We start from the raw sequence: 16,196 nt of genomic DNA on the forward strand, positions 1-16,196 counted from the left end.
GAATCGCTCGAATTCGAGTGTCGACCGCCCGCAAGCGCCGGTCAAGGCGCGACGCCCCGGCTTTTTGGCGCCCAAACCGGCCGTTTCCGGCCGATTCCGGTCACGGTGCCCATTCGCCTCGCAACAAGTTGATCGCGGACGATCGAAAACCGCCTCAGGCCGCCGAGGTCTCGTCCGCAGCGCCGCCCTGGACCTCCTTGGCGAACGTGTCGAAGAAGTTGTCGGCGTACTTCTTCGCCACGCCGTTGATCAGGCGTCCGCCGAGCTGGGCGATCTTGCCGCCGACGCTGGCCTCGACGTCGTAGGTCATCTTGGTCTGGCCGCCCTCGGCGGGCTCCAGCCGCACCACCGCCCCGCCCTTGGCGAAGCCCGCGACGCCGCCCTGGCCCTCGCCGCTGATGCGGTAGCCGTTCGGCGGGTCGATGTCGGTGAGCGTCACCTTGCCCTTGAAGGTCGCCTTGACCGGGCCGACCGCGATCTTGGCCGACGCCTGGAGCTCGTTGTCCCCAACCTTCTCGAGCGTCTCGCAGCCCGGAATGCAGCGCTTGAGCACGTCCGGATCGTTGAGCTTCTCCCAGACGGTCTGCTGGTCGGCGGGCAGCACGACCTCGCCGGTCATCGTCATCGCCATGGCGGCGTCCTCCTCCCCAATGTGGTTGCCGGTCTCGTAACCGGGCGTCGCCGGGAAGGGTAGCGGAGCCGTAGCGTCAGGACCAGCCGATCAATCGCACACCTACCCGGCGGCACCGGATTGTAGAGTGGTGCGGTGCTTGCTAAGCCTCGCCGCAAGGGACGGCCGTGACACCCGGATGACGGGGCGCGGCTCGGGGAGGTCCGGGCCGCGAGGCCCGCGAACGGAGAACGTGACCGCATGGAGGTCTTCGCGCAGCAGCTCATCAACGGGCTGACGCTAGGGTCGATCTACGGCCTCATCGCCATCGGCTACACGATGGTGTTCGGCATCATCGGCATGATCAACTTCGCCCACGGCGACGTGTTCATGCTCTCGGCTTTCATCGCGCTGATCACCTTCCTGATCGTCACGACCTGGCTCGGCATCTCGTCGATCGCCCTGGCGCTGCTGATCGTGCTGATCGTCGCGATGGCGCTCACCGCCCTGTGGGGCTGGTCGATCGAACGGATCGCCTACCGGCCGCTGCGCGGCTCGTTCCGCCTGGCGCCGCTGATCTCGGCGATCGGCGTCTCGATCTTCCTGTCGAACTTCGTCCAGGTGGTGCAGGGCGCCCGCAACAAGCCGACCCCGCCGATGATGCGCGACGTGATCACGCTGTGGACCGGCGAGAACGGCTACGCCGTGGCGCTGTCCTACAAGCAGATCATCATCATGCTGACGACGGTCGTGCTGCTCGCCGGGTTCTGGTACCTGGTGCAGAAGACCCCGCTCGGCCGCGCGCAGCGCGCCTGCGAGCAGGACCGCAAGATGGCGGCGCTTCTCGGCATCGACGTCGACCGCACCATCTCGCTTACCTTCGTGCTCGGTGCGGCGCTGGCCGCGGTCGCCGGCACGATGTACCTCCTCTATTACGGCGTCGTCTCGTTCTCGGACGGCTTCACGCCCGGCGTGAAGGCCTTCACGGCCGCGGTGCTCGGCGGCATCGGCAGCCTGCCCGGCGCGGTGCTCGGCGGTCTCCTCATCGGCCTGATCGAGACCTTCTGGTCGGCGTACTTCTCCATCGAGTACAAGGACGTCGCGGCGTTCTCGATCCTCGCGATCGTGCTCATCTTCATGCCCTCCGGCATCCTCGGCCGGCCCGAGGTCGAGAAGGTCTGATGGCGAACCCGGCCAACACCCTGGCGGCTACGCCCGCCGCCGACCGCACCGCCCCCGACATGGCGGCGATCGTCAAGGACGCGGCGCTGTTCGCGCTCGTCACCTTCGGCCTGTGCGTGCCGATCATCGCCTTCCGCACCGATCTGAGCCAGACGGCGGCCCTCGACCTCGTGCCGCGCTGGGGCCTCGTCGCGATCCTGTGCGGGCTCGTGTTCGCGGCGCGGCTCGCCCAACGGCTCATCGTCGCCAACCGCGACGCCCGACGGGCGCTGACCCCCTCGCCGACCCAGGCGACGGAGGCGGTCCACGCCGAGCCGAACGCCTCGCAGAAGGTCTCGTCCTACGCGCTGCCCGCCTTCCTCGGCGTGACGCTCGCCTTCCCGCTGCTGGCGGTGCTCGGCACCGGAGGCCTCGGGGAGTCGCGCTACTGGATCGACCTCGGCATCCTGATCCTCACCTACGTGATGCTGGGCTGGGGCCTCAACATCGTGGTCGGGCTCGCGGGCCTCCTCGATCTCGGCTACGTCGCGTTCTACGCGGTGGGCGCGTATTCCTACGCCCTGCTGTCGACGGTGTTCGGTCTGTCGTTCTGGGTCTGCCTGCCGCTCGCCGGCCTGTTCGCGGGCCTGTGGGGCATGGTGCTGGGCTTCCCGGTCCTGCGCCTGCGCGGCGACTACCTCGCCATCGTGACGCTCGCCTTCGGCGAGATTATCCGGCTGGTGCTCATCAACTGGACCGATTTTTCCGGGGGCGCCGCCGGCATCTCGTCGATCCCGCGCGCCACCTTCTTCGGGGTCCCGTTCACGGCGGACGAGGACGGGTTCGCGGCCAAGTTCGGGCTCGACTTCAGCCCGATGCACCGGGTGATCTTCCTCTACTACCTGATCCTGGCGCTGGCGCTGATCACCAACGGCGTCACCCTGCGGCTGCGCCGCCTGCCGATCGGCCGGGCCTGGGAGGCGCTGCGCGAGGACGAGATCGCCTGCCGCTCGCTCGGCATCAACACCACCAACACCAAGCTCACGGCCTTCGCGCTCGGCGCGATGTTCGGCGGCTTCGCCGGCTCGTTCTTCGCCGTGCGCCAGGGCTTCGTCAGCCCGGAGAGCTTCAACTTCCTCGAGAGCGCGATCATCCTGGCGATCGTGGTGCTCGGCGGCATGGGCTCGCAGATCGGCGTCGCCATCGCCGCGGTGGCGATGGTTGGCGGTCCCGAGCTCCTGCGCAACCTCGGCTTCCTCAAGGCGGTGTTCGGCGACGGGTTCGATCCGAGCGAGTACCGCCTGCTCCTGTTCGGCCTCGCCATGGTGGTGATGATGATCTGGCGCCCCCGCGGCCTGATCTCGGAACGCGCGCCCTCGATCGTCCTCAAGGAGCGCAAGCGCATCTCGGGCTCCCTCGTGAAGGAGGGCCACGGCTGATGTCGGCCCCGATGTCCTCCTCGTCCCTCGCCTCCCCCCGCATGGCCGACCCGGTCCTGACGGTGGACCACGTCACCATGCGGTTCGGCGGCCTCGTCGCCGTCAACGACCTGTCGTTCAAGGTCGGCCGCGGCGACATCACGGCCTTGATCGGCCCGAACGGCGCCGGCAAGACCACGGTGTTCAACTGCATCACCGGCTTCTACAAGCCGACGGAAGGCATGATGACCCTTCGCCACCGCGACGGGTCGGAATACCTCCTGGAGCAGCTGCCGGGCTACGCGGTGAACCGGACGGCGCGGGTCGCCCGCACCTTCCAGAACATCCGGCTGTTCACCGGCATGACCGTGCTGGAGAACCTGCTGGTGGCCCAGCACAACCCGCTGATGGTCTCGTCGGGCTTCACGATCGGCGGGCTGCTCGGCCTGCCGTCGTACCGGCGGGCCGAGGCGGCGGCGGTGGAGCGGGCCAAGGACTGGCTGACGCGCATCCACCTGATGGACCGGGCCGACGATCCGGCCGGCGCCCTGCCCTACGGCGACCAACGCCGGCTCGAGATCGCCCGCGCCATGTGCACCGACCCGGTCCTGCTCTGCCTCGACGAGCCGGCCGCCGGCCTCAACCCGCGGGAATCGCTGCTGCTCAACGACCTGCTGCGGGCGATCCGCGACGACCACGACACCTCGGTCCTGCTGATCGAGCACGACATGTCGGTGGTGATGGAGATCTCCGACCACGTCGTGGTGCTCGATTACGGCACCAAGATCGCCGATGGTACGCCGTCGGAGATCCAGAGCGACCAGAGCGTGATCGCCGCCTATCTCGGCGTCGAGGACGACGAGGTGGAGCAGGTCGACGCGGAGGTGGGAGTATGAGCGTCGCCGGCATCAACGTCCTTCAGGACGAGACCCGCGCCCGGGCCGCCGGCACCCGGGCCCCGCTCCTCACGGTGCGGGGGGTCAAGACCTATTACGGCAACATCATCGCGCTCAAGGGCGTCGACCTCGACGTCAACGAGGGCGAGATCGTTACGCTGATCGGCGCCAACGGCGCCGGCAAGTCGACCCTGATGATGACGATCTTCGGCAGCCCCCGGGCGCGCGAGGGCACGATCACCTATGCGGGCCGGGACATCACGAAGATGCCGACCCACGAGATCGCCCGCCTCAACCTGGCGCAGTCGCCGGAAGGGCGGCGGATCTTCCCGCGGATGACCGTCTACGAGAATCTGCAGATGGGGGCGGCCGTCAACGGCGGCGCGCATTTCGAGCAGGACCTGGAGCGGGTATGCGTGATGTTCCCGCGCCTCAAGGAGCGGCTCTACCAGCGCGGCGGCACCATGTCGGGCGGTGAGCAGCAGATGCTGGCCATCGCCCGTGCCCTGATGAGCCGGCCGCGGCTGCTCCTCCTCGACGAGCCGTCGCTGGGGCTGGCCCCGCTCATCGTCAAGCAGATCTTCTCCGCCATCAAGGAGCTCAACGAGCGCGACGGCATGACGGTGTTCCTCGTCGAGCAGAACGCCTACCACGCCCTCAAGCTCGCGCATCGCGGCTACGTCATGGTGACGGGCACCATCACCATGTCGGGCACCGGCAAGCAGCTCCTCGACGACCCGTCGGTGAAGGCCGCCTATCTCGAGGGAGGACGGCACTGATGCAGGGGATCCTCTACGAGGAGAGCACGATCTGGCTCTTCCTCCTCGTCACGGTGGTGATGGGCGGCTGGATGGCCTGGATGATCGGGCGCGGCATCGCGCTCGGCTGGAAGCCGTACTGGCAGGCGATCCTGTCGCTGCTGCTGCTGGGCGTCGCCGTGCGCTTCATCCACCACGCCCTGTTCGAGGGCTCGTTCCTGTCGCCGCACTACTACGTGGTCGACACGATCGTGCTCCTGCTCATCGGCTCGGCCGGCTACCGCGCCACCCGCGCCCGGCAGATGACGACCCAGTACCGCTGGCTCTACGAGCGCAGCGGTCCCCTCTCCTGGCGGGCGAAGGCCTAGGGCGCTTCACGATCGCGCTGCAATCGGGAAGCTCTCTAAGTCTTTGTCTTGTCGCATTTTTTCGACGAACCGGTTTCCACTTCGTCGGGAAATGCTCCGGGAGCCGGAGCCCCGCGCCCCGCACGGGGCGCGCCGCCATAGATCCGGGACGCGCCGCGTCGTCCCGGCACCACGATCCGGGGTCCCCACACCCCGGTCTTCCGGCCGAAAGGGCCCGAAAGCCCGACGTTACCGTCGATCCAGAGGAGTACTGAGATGAAGCGCACGCTGTTGGCCGGCTTCGCCCTCGCGGCCACCTTCGCCTTTGCCGGATCGGCGCAGGCGCAGATCAAGATCGGCGTGGCCGGCCCGATCACCGGCAACAACGCCGCCTTCGGCGCCCAGCTCAAGAACGGTGCCGAGCAGGCGGTCGCCGACATCAACAAGGCCGGCGGCATCAACGGCCAGAAGATCGTCCTCGTCATCGGCGACGACGCCTCCGACCCCAAGCAGGGCGTCTCGGTCGCCAACAAGTTCGCCGCCGACGGCGTGAAGGCCGTGGTCGGCCACTTCAACTCCGGCGTCTCGATCCCGGCCTCCGACGTCTACGCCGAGTCCGGCATCGTCGAGATCACCCCGGCCTCGACCAACCCGAAATACACCGACCGCAAGCTGTGGAACACCTTCCGCACCTGCGGCCGCGACGACCAGCAGGGCGCGGTCGCCGGCGCCTGGCTTGCCGAGAAGTTCAAGGGCAAGAACATCGCCTTCGTCCACGACAAGACCCCGTACGGCCGCGGCCTCGCCGACGAGACCCTCAAGGCCCTGAAGGCCAAGGGCGGCAAGGACGTGGTGTTCGAGGGCATCAACCCGGGCGAGAAGGACTATTCGGCCCTGGTGTCGAAGCTGAAGCAGGCCAAGGCCGACGTGGTCTATTACGGCGGCCTGCACACCGAGGCCGGCTTGATCGTGCGCCAGATGCGCGACCAGGGCCTCAACGCCCCGCTGATGAGCGGCGACGGCATCACCGACAAGGAGTTCGCCCAGATCGCCGGCCCGGGCGCCGACGGCACGCTCATGACCTTCTCGCCGGACGCCCGCAAGAATCCGAACGCCAAGGACGTGGTCGCGGCCTTCAAGGCCAAGAACATCGATCCCGAGGCCTACACCCTCTACTCCTACGCCGCCGTCCAGATCCTGAAGGCCGCGATGGAGGCCACCAAGTCGACCGACGGCAAGAAGGTCGCCGGCTACATGCTCGAGGGCAAGCCGTTCAAGACCGTGATCGGCGACATCTCGTACGACAAGAAGGGCGACATCACCCGTCCCGACTACGTCATGTACATGTGGAAGAAGGGTGCCGACGGCCGGATCGACTACACCGGCAACGAGCAGACCCAGTAAAGTCCGGTCTCTCCGGACCGGCCCGGCGCGCCCGCGCGCCGGGCCTTTTTCCGTTGACGAAGCCGTGCGTTCGTCACGTCCACGGCTTGCGCGTCCCAACGCCTCACCTTACATGCACGGGTAAGCGTTAGAAGGCCATCAGCGCGCCCGGCACCTCGGCCGAGCACCCGTACGGCCGGCCGCGTCGCGACCCAGTTTCGAAGATGTGCTCCCGGCGGCGCCGACCGCGACGGCGACCCGGGTGGAGAGTGTGAATGGCGAAAGAAGAGTTGATGCAGTTCGACGGTCTCGTGCTCGAGATCCTGCCGGACGCGCGTTACCGCGTGCAGCTCGACCAGGGCCACGAGATCGTGGCCTACACGGCCGGCAAGATGAAGAAGAACCGCATCAAGACTCTGGCCGGCGACCGCGTCACCGTCGAGATGTCGCCCTACGACCTCGAGAAGGGCCGTCTGGTGTTTCGCCACAAGGACGAGCGTTCCTCGGGCCCGCGTCCGCCCTTCCGCGGCGGCAGCCAGTTCCGCCGGCGCTGATCCGTCCATCCATAGACCTGTGTCTGCGCTGGGCTGGGGTGTGAACCCTGGCCTTTTGCGCGTTTGCGTCCCTGCGTCCCTACCCTTGCGAGGCCCGCCATGACCCGTCCCCTGGTGATCGCCCCCTCGATCCTCTCGGCCGACTTCGCGCGGCTCGGCGAGGAGGTCCGCGACGTGGTCGCGGCCGGGGCCGACTGGGTTCATATCGACGTGATGGACGGGCATTTCGTGCCCAACCTCACCTTCGGCCCGGTCGTGGTGAAGGCTCTGCGCCCGCACACCAGCGCGGTGTTCGACGTCCACCTGATGATCGCCCCGGCCGACCCCTACCTCGCGGCCTTCGCGGAGGCCGGCGCCGACATCATCACGGTCCATGCCGAGGCGGGCCCCCACCTGCATCGCTCGCTGCAGACCATCCGGGCGCTCGGCAAGAAGGCGGGCGTGGCCATCAATCCGGGCTCGCCGGCGAGCCTGATCGAGCCGGTGCTCGACATGGTCGACCTCGTGCTGTGCATGACCGTCAATCCCGGCTTCGGCGGCCAGAGCTTCATCGGCTCGGTCTGCGAGACCGTCTCGCGCGTGCGCGCGATGGTCGGTGGCCGGGACATCGACATCGAGGTCGATGGCGGCGTGACCGCGGAGACCGCGCCGGCCGTCGTGAAGGCGGGCGCGAACGCGCTGGTCGCCGGCTCGGCCACATTCAAGGGCGGGCGCGAGGCCTACGGCCCCAACATCGCGGCGATCCGCCGAGCGGCGGAGGGGGCCATGGGGCAGTGGGTGTGAAGCCGGCTCGCGGGCGGATCGTCACTGGCCGCAGGTAATCGCCGGCTCTCGGTTTCGGACTGCGCCGTGACGATCCGGTTCATCGCACTCGATGCCGTAGCGGAATGTCCGCCTGGCATGCTCGATCGAATCGTCGGGTGCCTGGACACCGCAGCCGCCGGGATCGTCCCACATCTCGGCCTCGACCGGGTCGATGTCGTCATCGCTCCGACCCACTGGCTCATCCCGGGCTGGAACCTCAATGCCTACGCGCATGGCATCGCGCGCCTGACGATCGGCGTCGATACGGCGGACCTGGACGCCTGGACTCCCTCCTGATCGGAACAGCTGACGACGACGCTGGCCCACGAACGGCATCACCTGCGCCGATTCCCTGGGCCGGGTCCGCCCGGCACGCTCGGCGCCAATCTCCTGGCCGAAGGGCTGGCGCAATGCTTTCAGGAGGAGATCGGTTGCCCGATACAACTACGCCCTCGCAGTGCGCGGTCCTCGCCTGGCGGCACATGCCGGCCTCGCACGCGAGGGGTGGGCTAGGTCCAGGCACGATTACGACCCTAACCGCTGCTTCTACGGCGACCGTTCCGATCCCGCCCGGCCGTGGAGCGGCGGCTACTCGCTCGGCTACGAGCTGGTCCGGCGGTACCTCGCTACACGAGGCATGACCGCCTCGGAGGCCGCGACGCTATCGGCCGAGGAGGCGTGGCCGGTGCTCGCGCCGATCTTGGTGCTCGTGCCGATCTTGGAAACGCTGGCGGTGGAGCAGCGGGACCTGCACTGGCTGCGTCGTGAACGGTGCTGAGACGGACGAAGATTCGACTACGCCGACGATGCCTTGGTCCGCTGCCAGCGTCGCGCGAGTCCGGCTAGCAGGAGCGGCGTGAGGAGCAATGCCGCGGCCATCGCTCCGCTCTCCCAAAGCAGAGCCGACTCCCCTTCCCGCCTGATCTCGCCGGACCATTCCCAAACCGTCCAGAACACGATCGAGCTCCAGATCGCGGTGACCGGCCATAGCAGCAACGCCCGGCGCCATCCGCTCGCTGCCGCAACCGCGGTCATCGCGAGAAGGGCCCAAGTGACGTTCCACTGACCCGCGCGTGTCTCCTCAACTTTGTCCGAGACTTCGGCGAATGCCGTCGCGACCGGAAGGACGACGGCCAGGACGGCCGCTGCGAGACGGGCCGTCCGCATCCCGACGGTCAGCGCCCGATCGCCCGCCGGACTGCCCCCGGATTCACCCGCGGGGTCCGGGGCGGGGCGGCCTCCACCGCGACCTTTGCCGCCCGCCGGTCGAGCCGGGCGGCGGAGCGGCGGAGCGTCATCAGGCCGAGCGCCGCGGTGCCTGCAACGAGGCACGGCACCAGGACCAGGGCGTAGGTCGTCAGGCTCATCATCGCAGGGTCGTCAACGTCAGCCTCGCACCGAAGTGTAGACCAACGCCGAGCACGAACCAAACGGCCATCAGCGCCAGGGCGGGCGCAGTGACGCGGCCCGTCGCCGCCATGGCGGCGGTGAGCGGGGCGACGATGCCCGTGATGGTGAAGCCCGCCGCTCCGATATTCATCAGGTTGGCGGTCAGCTTCACCTGCTCGTTGTGGACGAGGATGTCGCGGGCGAGCTCGGCCCTCTCGCGCGCCTCGTCGGATTCCGGGTCACCCTCCCGGTCGCCGTCCCCTCGGGGTCGCGGTCCACCCACCATGCGCGATCCGGGCCTCCGTCACGGACGACCGGCCTTGCTCGGATCGACCTTGGGATAGCCCCGGGGCGCCATCGTCCCGGCGCCCCCGCGATGGCCGATCCACTTCGCCAGCTCCTCGCCCGCCACAGTCCGGGTGCGCCCGGCGCTGTCGGGCCAGGTGAGGCCGTCGGCGAGGCGGAAGATGACGACGGAGTCGAGGGCGCCGTCGCGGTACTTCTGCAGCCGCACGCCCTTGCCGCGGACCATCTCGGGAATTTCCGCCAGCGGGAACACCGTCATGAGCCGGTTGGTGCCGCAGGCGGCGACGTGGTCGCCCTCCCCCACCTCGACGACGAGGCTCGCGGTGGCCGGCTCGTCGAGGCCGATCACCTGCTTGCCCTTGCGGGTGTTGGCGACGAGCCCGTCTGCCGGGGTGACGAAGCCGCGCCCGTCGGTGGTGCAGAGCAGGAGCTTCACCCCGGGCTTGTGGGCCCAGACGGTGACGATCTCCGAGCCCTCGTCCATGTCGACCATCAGGCGGACCGGATCGCCGAAGCCGCGCCCGCCCGGAAGCTTGGCGGCCTCCAGCGTGAACACCTTGCCGTTCGAGGCCAGCACCAGGATCTTGGCGGTGGTCTCGGTCGGGAAGCTCACCTTCAGGGTGTCGTCACCCTTGAACTGCACCGCCGAGAGGTCGGCGACGTGGCCCTTGAGCGCGCGGATCCAGCCCTTCTGCGACACGATCACGGTGATCGGCTCGCGCTCGACCATCGCCTCGGAGAAGTCGATGCCCGAGGTGTCGGGCGGGTTTTCGAGCGTGGTGCGGCGCCGGCCGAGTGGGGTCTCGGGACCGTAGGTCTTGCGCACGCCGCGGATCTGCTTGGTGATCGCCTTCCACTGCAGGTCGTCGGAACCGAGCAGGCCGTCGAGGTCGGCCTTCTCGGCGGTCAGCGTGTCGAACTCACGCTTCAGCTCCATCTCCTCGAGCTTGCGCAAGCTGCGCAGGCGGGTGTCGAGGATGGCGTTGGCCTGCAGCTCGGTGAGTTCGAAGACCCGCATCAGCTCGGCCTTCGGCTCGTCCTCCTCGCGGATGATCTGGATCACCCGGTCGAGGTCTAGATAGACGATGAGCAGGCCGCCGAGGATCTCGAGCCGCCGCTCGATCTGGGCGAGGCGGTGGCGCGAGCGGCGCTGCAGCACGACACGGCGATGGTCGAGCCACTCGCGCAGCGCCTCGGCGAGGCCGATCACCCGCGGCACCGTCCCGCCGACGAGCACGTTCATGTTGAGCGAGATACGGCTCTCCAGCTCGGTGAGCCGGAACAGCGATTCCATCAGCACCACGGGGTCGACGGTGCGCGAGCGCGGCTCGAGCACCACCCGCACGTCCTCGGCCGATTCGTCGCGTACGTCGGCGAGCAGCGGCAGCTTCTTCTCGTGGAGAAGCTCGGCCATCTTCTCGATCAGCCGGGCCTTCGGCACGCCGTAGGGAATCTCGGTGACGACCACCACCCAGGTGCCGCGGCCGAGATCCTCCTTCTGCCAGCGCGCCCGGACCCGAAAACCCCCGCGCCCGGTGCGGTAGGCCTCGGAGATCGAGGCGGCGGAATCGATGACGATGCCGCCGGTCGGGAAGTCCGGTCCCTTGACGAAGGTGGTCAGCTGCTCCGACGTCGCGTCGCGGTGGCCGATGAGGTAGAGCGCCGCGTCGCACAGCTCCGCCACGTTGTGGGGCGGGATCGAGGTCGCCATGCCGACGGCGATGCCCTGCGAGCCGTTGGCGAGCAGGTTCGGGAAGGCCGCCGGCAGGACCACCGGCTCCTCTTCCTGCCCGTCGTAGTTCGGGCGGAAATCGACCGCGTCCTCGTCCATCCCCTCGAGGAGGAGGCGGGCGACCTCGGTCATCCGGCACTCGGTGTACCGCTGCGCCGCCGGGTTGTCGCCGTCGATGTTGCCGAAATTGCCCTGGCCGTCGACCAGCGGGTAGCGCTGGGCGAAGTCCTGCGCGAGGCGCACGAGCGCGTCGTAGACCGCGACGTCGCCGTGGGGATGGTACTTGCCGATCACGTCGCCGACGACGCGGGCGCACTTCTTGTAGGCGCTGCCGGGATCGAGGCGCAGCAGCCGCATCGCGTGCAGGATGCGCCGGTGCACGGGCTTGAGGCCGTCGCGGGCATCCGGCAGCGCCCGGTGCATGATGGTCGAGAGCGCGTAGGCGAGGTAGCGCTCCTCGAGCGCCGCCTTCAGGTCGACGTTCTCGATCCCGTCGCGATCGGAGGGTGGCTCGAAGGGCTTTCCCATGGGCGCAGATCAACTCACGATTTCGGCGGTCTCAAGACCAGAACATAACACGAACATCGACCGATGGCCAGGAACGCGGCCAGGGTCGGGACTGCGGGTCAGTCCGCCCCGGCGGTCCCCAAGGCCACGAACCGCACCCGCTCTTCCGGCTCGGCGAGATCGTTCGGCCTCCAGATGTGCTGGTCGAGGAAATAACCCGTTAAGGTAAAGCCTTGCTTGACCTCCCGGGGCGTCGGCACGTTGAGGCCGCGCCGGTCCGGCCGGTCGACCAGGAAGTCGGGCAGCGCCAGGAGCCGGTCGCGCCAGGGCTCGCCGGCCGCCGCGCTCACCGCCCGCCCGCTCCGCGGCGAGACATAGGCGAGGTACTCGTTGGCACCGGTGGCGGCGCAGGCCGACAGGTCGAGGCCGAAGCCGAGTTCGGCGAGCATCGCCAGTTCGAAGCGGACCATCAGGGCGGGGGCCAGCTCGGGTTCGTGCAGATGCTCGATCAGCACGCGCGCGGCGGCGAACAGGGCCGGGTGCGGATCGCGCTCGGGCAGGAGCCGCATCAGCCCGGCGGCGTAACCGACCCCGTAGAGGGCGATCCGCGAGCCGATCAGCCGGGCGCTGGCGCTCTCGATCGGCTCGACCGCGTAGGCGCCGAGCGACTCGTCGAGCCGCGCCCGCCACACCGCCCGCACGAGGTTGCCGGGCTGGAGCACCGGTTGCATCCGGCGCGAGCGCCCGCCATGGACGAGCCCGAGATGGCGGCCGTGCTCGGCCGTCATCAGTTCGAGGACGACGCTGGTCTCGCCGTGCCGCCGCGCCCCGAGGACCAGCCCGTCATCCGTCCACTGCATCGACGCTAGATAGCGTCTCGCGGGCGAAAAGCCGAACGGGCTTCATGCGGGCGCCCGTCTTCGATCCACATCGGCCGTCAGGCCGGCGGCAGCATCACGGCGAACCAGATGCGGGTGCCGCGCCCGGGCTCGCTCGCGACGTCGATCCGGCCGCCCATCAGTTCGACGAGGTGGCGGCAGATCACCAGGCCGAGGCCGCTGCCGCCGTAGCGGCGCCGGATCGACTCGTCGCCCTGGCCGAAGGGCACGAACAGCCGCTCCTGCTGCGCCGCCGACATGCCGATGCCGGTGTCGCTGACCGCGAACAGGATCCGCCCCTCCCCGCTCCGCCCGGTCTCCGGGCTCACCGACAGGACGACCCGCCCGGCCGGCGTGAACTTGACCGCGTTGGTCAGGAGGTTGAGCAGCACCTGGCGCAGGCGCCCGACATCGCCGAGCACCATGGGCGGGGTCGCGGGGTCGCGCACCACCTCCACCGCCACGCCCTTGCGGGCGGCGGCGCCCCGAGCCACGGCGGCGGTGCCCTCCAGCAGGTCGGCGAGCAGGAAGGCTTCCGGGTCGAGGACGACCTGGCCGGCCTCGATCTGCGCGACGTCGAGCACGTCGTCGACGACCCGGATCAGGATCTCGCCGGCCTCCTGCACGGCGGCGAGGTGGCGCAGGGTCTCGGGCTCGCGCGAGCGGGTGAGCATGTGCTCGGTGTAGCCGAGGACCGCGTTGAGCGGGTTGCGGATCTCGTGGCTCATCATCGCCAGGAAATCCGACTTGGCGCGGTTGGCCTGCTCGGCGCCCTCCTTGGCGGTCGAGAGGGCCTGCTCGGCCCGCTTGCGCGGGGTGATGTCGAGGGTGAGGCCGACGATGCGCCCGCTCATGCCGTGGGCGTCGTCGAGAACGCGACCGAGGCTCTGGATCCAGCGGGTGCCACCGAGCTCCGAGGTCACCCGCACGTCGACCGAGAACGGGGTGCGGGTGGTGACCGCCCGGGTCACCGCGTCCCACAGCATGGCGCGGTCGTCGGCGTGGACCAGCCCGGTCCAGGCCGAGGAGGTGATGGTGCAGGCCTGGGCCGAGAGGCCGTGCAGCCGGGCGCCCTCGGCCGAGAGGGAGAGCGCGCCGGTGCGCATGTTCCAGTCCCACAGCCCGACGCCGGCGGCCTTGTGGGTGAGGAGCAGCAGGTTGGTGGTGGCCTCGAGCGCCTGGTTGTCGGCCACGACGTCGTCGACGTCGGCGGCGGTCATCATCCAGCCGGTGACGGCGGCGCCCTCGCGGACCGGCACCAGGTCGGTCTGGTGCCAGTGCCAGCGCCCGCTGGCGTCGCGCAGGCGGATCGTGAGGTCGTAGGGCTGGCCGGAGCGGATCGCCGAGGCGCGGGCCGCCGCGACGCGGTGGCGGTCCTTGGGATGGACGGCGCCGTCCCAACCGTCGGGCTCGCCGTGGCCGGACCCGATCTCCCGCGCCGCCCGGTTGGCGAAGCTGACCGCACCGGCCTGATCGAGCACCCAGACCTTCTGCGGCAGGGCGTCGAGCAGCGCGTGCGACGCCGGGGAGGCTGGTCCCGGCGGGCGCTCCGGCGGCGCACGGCCGAGGGCGTCGTCCGGTCCGGCGACCGGTACGCCCTCGATCGGATGCGCGGTGCGCGCCGTCATCTGCTCTCCTCTCCGATCGCCCGCGGTGGGGAGACCGGCGTCCGCCTCGGCGGCTGCCACGCGGCCGGACGCCTTTCGCGTCCCGCCGAATCGGGTAAATCCCGACACAGGCTTCTGCTAACCTAGGGGCGCGTTTTGTCCAAGAGCATTACGGAGACTCCCAAAGCTTTCCCGGGTAAATTCGCCGCGATGTCATGACCTGTCGCCGGGGCTCCGACATCACGCGGGCACTTGCGGCCCTCCTGCCGGAAATAGGCTGGGCGAGCGAGGTCCGAACCAGGCTCTGCAGTCTCCGGGCGGCGCCCGGCAGGCAACGGCGCACCCGTTGAAGTAGAGGCGGGGCCTGTCATGGCCTCGCTGCTTGCATCCTGCCCGGTTACGGCGCGCGGGCGGCGAGCCCCGGGCAGGCGGCGGTCTCGATCCGCCCAGCGACGCGGTCGCGGGACCGCGCATCGAGGCCGAGATGGACCCCGTCCGGCGACAGCCGCATCCCGGCCGGGTCGCGCAGGTCCGCGAAGGCGTCGACGAACCGGCAGCCGGCCCGGCGGCACTCCTCCTCGATGATGCCCGAATAGGTGCCGGCGGCGGCGACGTCGTAGAAATGCGTCACGCCGGGGCGCCCGGCATCGAGGGGCGGGATCGGCGTCGCCACGACGGCCTGCGCCCGGGGCGCCAGCTCGGCGAACAGCGCCCGCACCTCCGCCCGGAACTGCTCGGCCGCCCCGGGATGGCCGGCGCGCTGGCGCTCGGTGAGGTCGTTGGTGCCGATCGTCACCACGATCGCGTCCGGGGGCCGCGGCAGCGTGATCCAGCCGGCCACGGCCCGCAGGCCCGAGGTCCGCGTGCCCGCGATGGCGCCGTTGACGGCGGGGTGCCCGCACAGGGTCGGCAAGTAGAGCCGCTCCATCTGCGAATCCCCGAGGAGCAGGCTGTAGGGCCCCACGATCTGCTTGAGCACCCCGGAGACCGCGAAGGCCCGCGCCTCCCGGAACGCGGCCACGCCCTGGCCGCCATCGGACCGATGGCCGACCAGCAGGTATCCGCCGAGCCCCACCGCCACCAGGACGGCCGCCGCGGCGACTCCCAAAATTCTTTTTCGCACCCGCCGCGTCCGATCCCGACGCCCCCGATGCGGGCGCACAAGCGCTGACGGACGCGGGCCTGTCAATCGCGACGCACGCCGGCTGCCGGCTCGTCATCCGCCGGTTATCCACAGGCACGGCGTTTTCCCCCGACATCTTCACGCCTGATTCGGTGGTTCAGATCATGGTTGAGGGCAGGTCAACGGAGAGCCCGCGCCATGAAGCCTGTGGAGATCGACCCGTCCGAGGTGCGCGCACCCCGCCAGGACGCGTCCGGGCGCGCGATGCCGCGCCTCGGGCGTCCGGCGGTGCTGGCCGCCCTGGCCGTGGCCGGGATCGGCGGCTGCGCGGGGCTGGCCGTCGCGTCCTATCCGACGATCAGCGCGCTGCTGCGGCCCAAGCCGACCGAGGTCCATTTCGGCCGCGTCGCCGACATGCCCGAGATCAAGGACGGCATCCCGGCCCTGCGGACGGGCCCGGCTCCGACCGTGCGCAAGGTCGAGATCCCGCCGGCGACGCCGCCGGCCGCAGCCGTCGCCCTGCTCGATCCGAAGCCGGCCGCGCCGCCGGCCTCCCTCTCCGTTCCGGCGTCCTCCGCCGACGTGGCCGCGACCGGGACCGCCCTGGTCGCGCCGCCCCCGGCCCCCGCCAAGGTCCCGGAGACGCCCCGTCCGGTGCCGGCGGCCAAGCAGGGCGTCGCGGCCCGGGAGGTGGCGACGCCCCGCGAGACCCCGGCGCCGGTG

Annotated in this window: 17 protein-coding genes and 1 pseudogene; 11 read left to right on the forward strand and 7 right to left on the reverse strand. The window is 69.9% G+C overall.

What is annotated here, in order from left to right:
• Window positions 1-154 precede the first annotated feature (154 nt).
• Window positions 155-631 carry an SRPBCC family protein gene (locus tag HPY23_RS18175; protein WP_091888625.1) on the reverse strand — a complete coding sequence of 159 codons (477 nt, stop codon included), beginning with the start codon at window positions 629-631 and terminating at the stop codon, window positions 155-157.
• Window positions 632-871: 240 nt separating this feature from the next.
• Between HPY23_RS18175 and HPY23_RS18180 the strand changes: the two genes are divergently transcribed.
• From HPY23_RS18180 to HPY23_RS33620, 10 genes are all read left to right on the forward strand, one after another.
• Window positions 872-1,792, forward strand: a complete 921-nt coding sequence (locus HPY23_RS18180) for a branched-chain amino acid ABC transporter permease (protein ID WP_048429299.1) — start codon at window positions 872-874, stop codon at window positions 1,790-1,792.
• Entirely contained in the window at window positions 1,792-3,210 is a 1,419-nt protein-coding gene (livM, locus tag HPY23_RS18185) for a high-affinity branched-chain amino acid ABC transporter permease LivM (protein ID WP_091888623.1), read from the forward strand. Before HPY23_RS18180 ends, livM begins: the two co-directional genes overlap by 1 nt.
• Complete coding sequence (locus HPY23_RS18190; protein WP_276530191.1) at window positions 3,210-4,085, forward strand: ABC transporter ATP-binding protein; 876 nt, start codon at window positions 3,210-3,212, stop codon at window positions 4,083-4,085. Before livM ends, HPY23_RS18190 begins: the two co-directional genes overlap by 1 nt.
• Complete coding sequence (locus HPY23_RS18195) at window positions 4,082-4,864, forward strand: ABC transporter ATP-binding protein (RefSeq protein WP_091888621.1); 783 nt, start codon at window positions 4,082-4,084, stop codon at window positions 4,862-4,864. The genes HPY23_RS18190 and HPY23_RS18195 overlap by 4 nt, the downstream gene beginning before the upstream one ends.
• The gene (locus tag HPY23_RS18200; RefSeq protein WP_060846586.1) at window positions 4,864-5,211 is read left to right on the forward strand and encodes a DUF6867 family protein; all 348 of its coding nucleotides are present in this window, start codon (window positions 4,864-4,866) and stop codon (window positions 5,209-5,211) included. Before HPY23_RS18195 ends, HPY23_RS18200 begins: the two co-directional genes overlap by 1 nt.
• Window positions 5,212-5,466: 255 nt before the next feature.
• A complete protein-coding gene (locus tag HPY23_RS18205) occupies window positions 5,467-6,594 on the forward strand; it encodes a branched-chain amino acid ABC transporter substrate-binding protein (RefSeq protein ID WP_060846587.1) in 1,128 nt (375 codons plus the stop codon).
• A 254-nt stretch (window positions 6,595-6,848) separates the two neighbouring features.
• Complete coding sequence (gene infA, locus HPY23_RS18210; RefSeq protein WP_048429304.1) at window positions 6,849-7,127, forward strand: translation initiation factor IF-1; 279 nt, start codon at window positions 6,849-6,851, stop codon at window positions 7,125-7,127.
• A 99-nt stretch (window positions 7,128-7,226) separates the two neighbouring features.
• Window positions 7,227-7,910: a ribulose-phosphate 3-epimerase gene (rpe, locus tag HPY23_RS18215; RefSeq protein WP_091888619.1), complete on the forward strand. Its 684-nt coding sequence runs from the start codon at window positions 7,227-7,229 to the stop codon at window positions 7,908-7,910.
• A 66-nt stretch (window positions 7,911-7,976) separates the two neighbouring features.
• Window positions 7,977-8,228 (forward strand): hypothetical protein, encoded by a 252-nt coding sequence (locus tag HPY23_RS18220; protein ID WP_139234995.1) that lies wholly within the window; start codon window positions 7,977-7,979, stop codon window positions 8,226-8,228.
• A gap of 160 nt (window positions 8,229-8,388) precedes the next feature.
• Window positions 8,389-8,709 carry a DUF2268 domain-containing putative Zn-dependent protease gene (locus HPY23_RS33620; protein WP_200601747.1) on the forward strand — a complete coding sequence of 107 codons (321 nt, stop codon included), beginning with the start codon at window positions 8,389-8,391 and terminating at the stop codon, window positions 8,707-8,709.
• Between the two features lie 397 nt (window positions 8,710-9,106).
• Here the strand turns inward: HPY23_RS33620 and HPY23_RS18235 are convergent, their stop codons facing one another.
• The 6 genes from HPY23_RS18235 to HPY23_RS18260 form a co-directional block, all read right to left on the reverse strand.
• A complete protein-coding gene (locus tag HPY23_RS18235) occupies window positions 9,107-9,301 on the reverse strand; it encodes a hypothetical protein (protein WP_060846591.1) in 195 nt (64 codons plus the stop codon).
• The gene (locus HPY23_RS18240; protein ID WP_060846592.1) at window positions 9,298-9,606 is read right to left on the reverse strand and encodes a hypothetical protein; all 309 of its coding nucleotides are present in this window, start codon (window positions 9,604-9,606) and stop codon (window positions 9,298-9,300) included. Before HPY23_RS18240 ends, HPY23_RS18235 begins: the two co-directional genes overlap by 4 nt.
• 18 nt (window positions 9,607-9,624) lie before the next feature.
• Complete coding sequence (gene parC, locus HPY23_RS18245; protein ID WP_060846593.1) at window positions 9,625-11,886, reverse strand: DNA topoisomerase IV subunit A; 2,262 nt, start codon at window positions 11,884-11,886, stop codon at window positions 9,625-9,627.
• Between the two features lie 98 nt (window positions 11,887-11,984).
• A complete protein-coding gene (gene recO, locus HPY23_RS18250; RefSeq protein WP_091883302.1) occupies window positions 11,985-12,725 on the reverse strand; it encodes a DNA repair protein RecO in 741 nt (246 codons plus the stop codon).
• A gap of 77 nt (window positions 12,726-12,802) precedes the next feature.
• Complete coding sequence (locus HPY23_RS18255; RefSeq protein WP_091883305.1) at window positions 12,803-14,371, reverse strand: PAS domain-containing sensor histidine kinase; 1,569 nt, start codon at window positions 14,369-14,371, stop codon at window positions 12,803-12,805.
• A gap of 376 nt (window positions 14,372-14,747) precedes the next feature.
• Window positions 14,748-15,458, reverse strand: coding sequence for an SGNH/GDSL hydrolase family protein (locus tag HPY23_RS18260; RefSeq protein ID WP_091883308.1), 711 nt, complete (start codon window positions 15,456-15,458; stop codon window positions 14,748-14,750).
• A gap of 213 nt (window positions 15,459-15,671) precedes the next feature.
• Between HPY23_RS18260 and HPY23_RS18265 the strand changes: the two are divergent.
• Window positions 15,672-16,196 (forward strand): annotated as a pseudogene (locus HPY23_RS18265) (hypothetical protein); the annotation flags it as partial.

Origin of the sequence: Methylobacterium ajmalii, assembly GCF_016613415.1 — a bacterium.
GTDB lineage: Bacteria > Pseudomonadota > Alphaproteobacteria > Rhizobiales > Beijerinckiaceae > Methylobacterium > Methylobacterium ajmalii.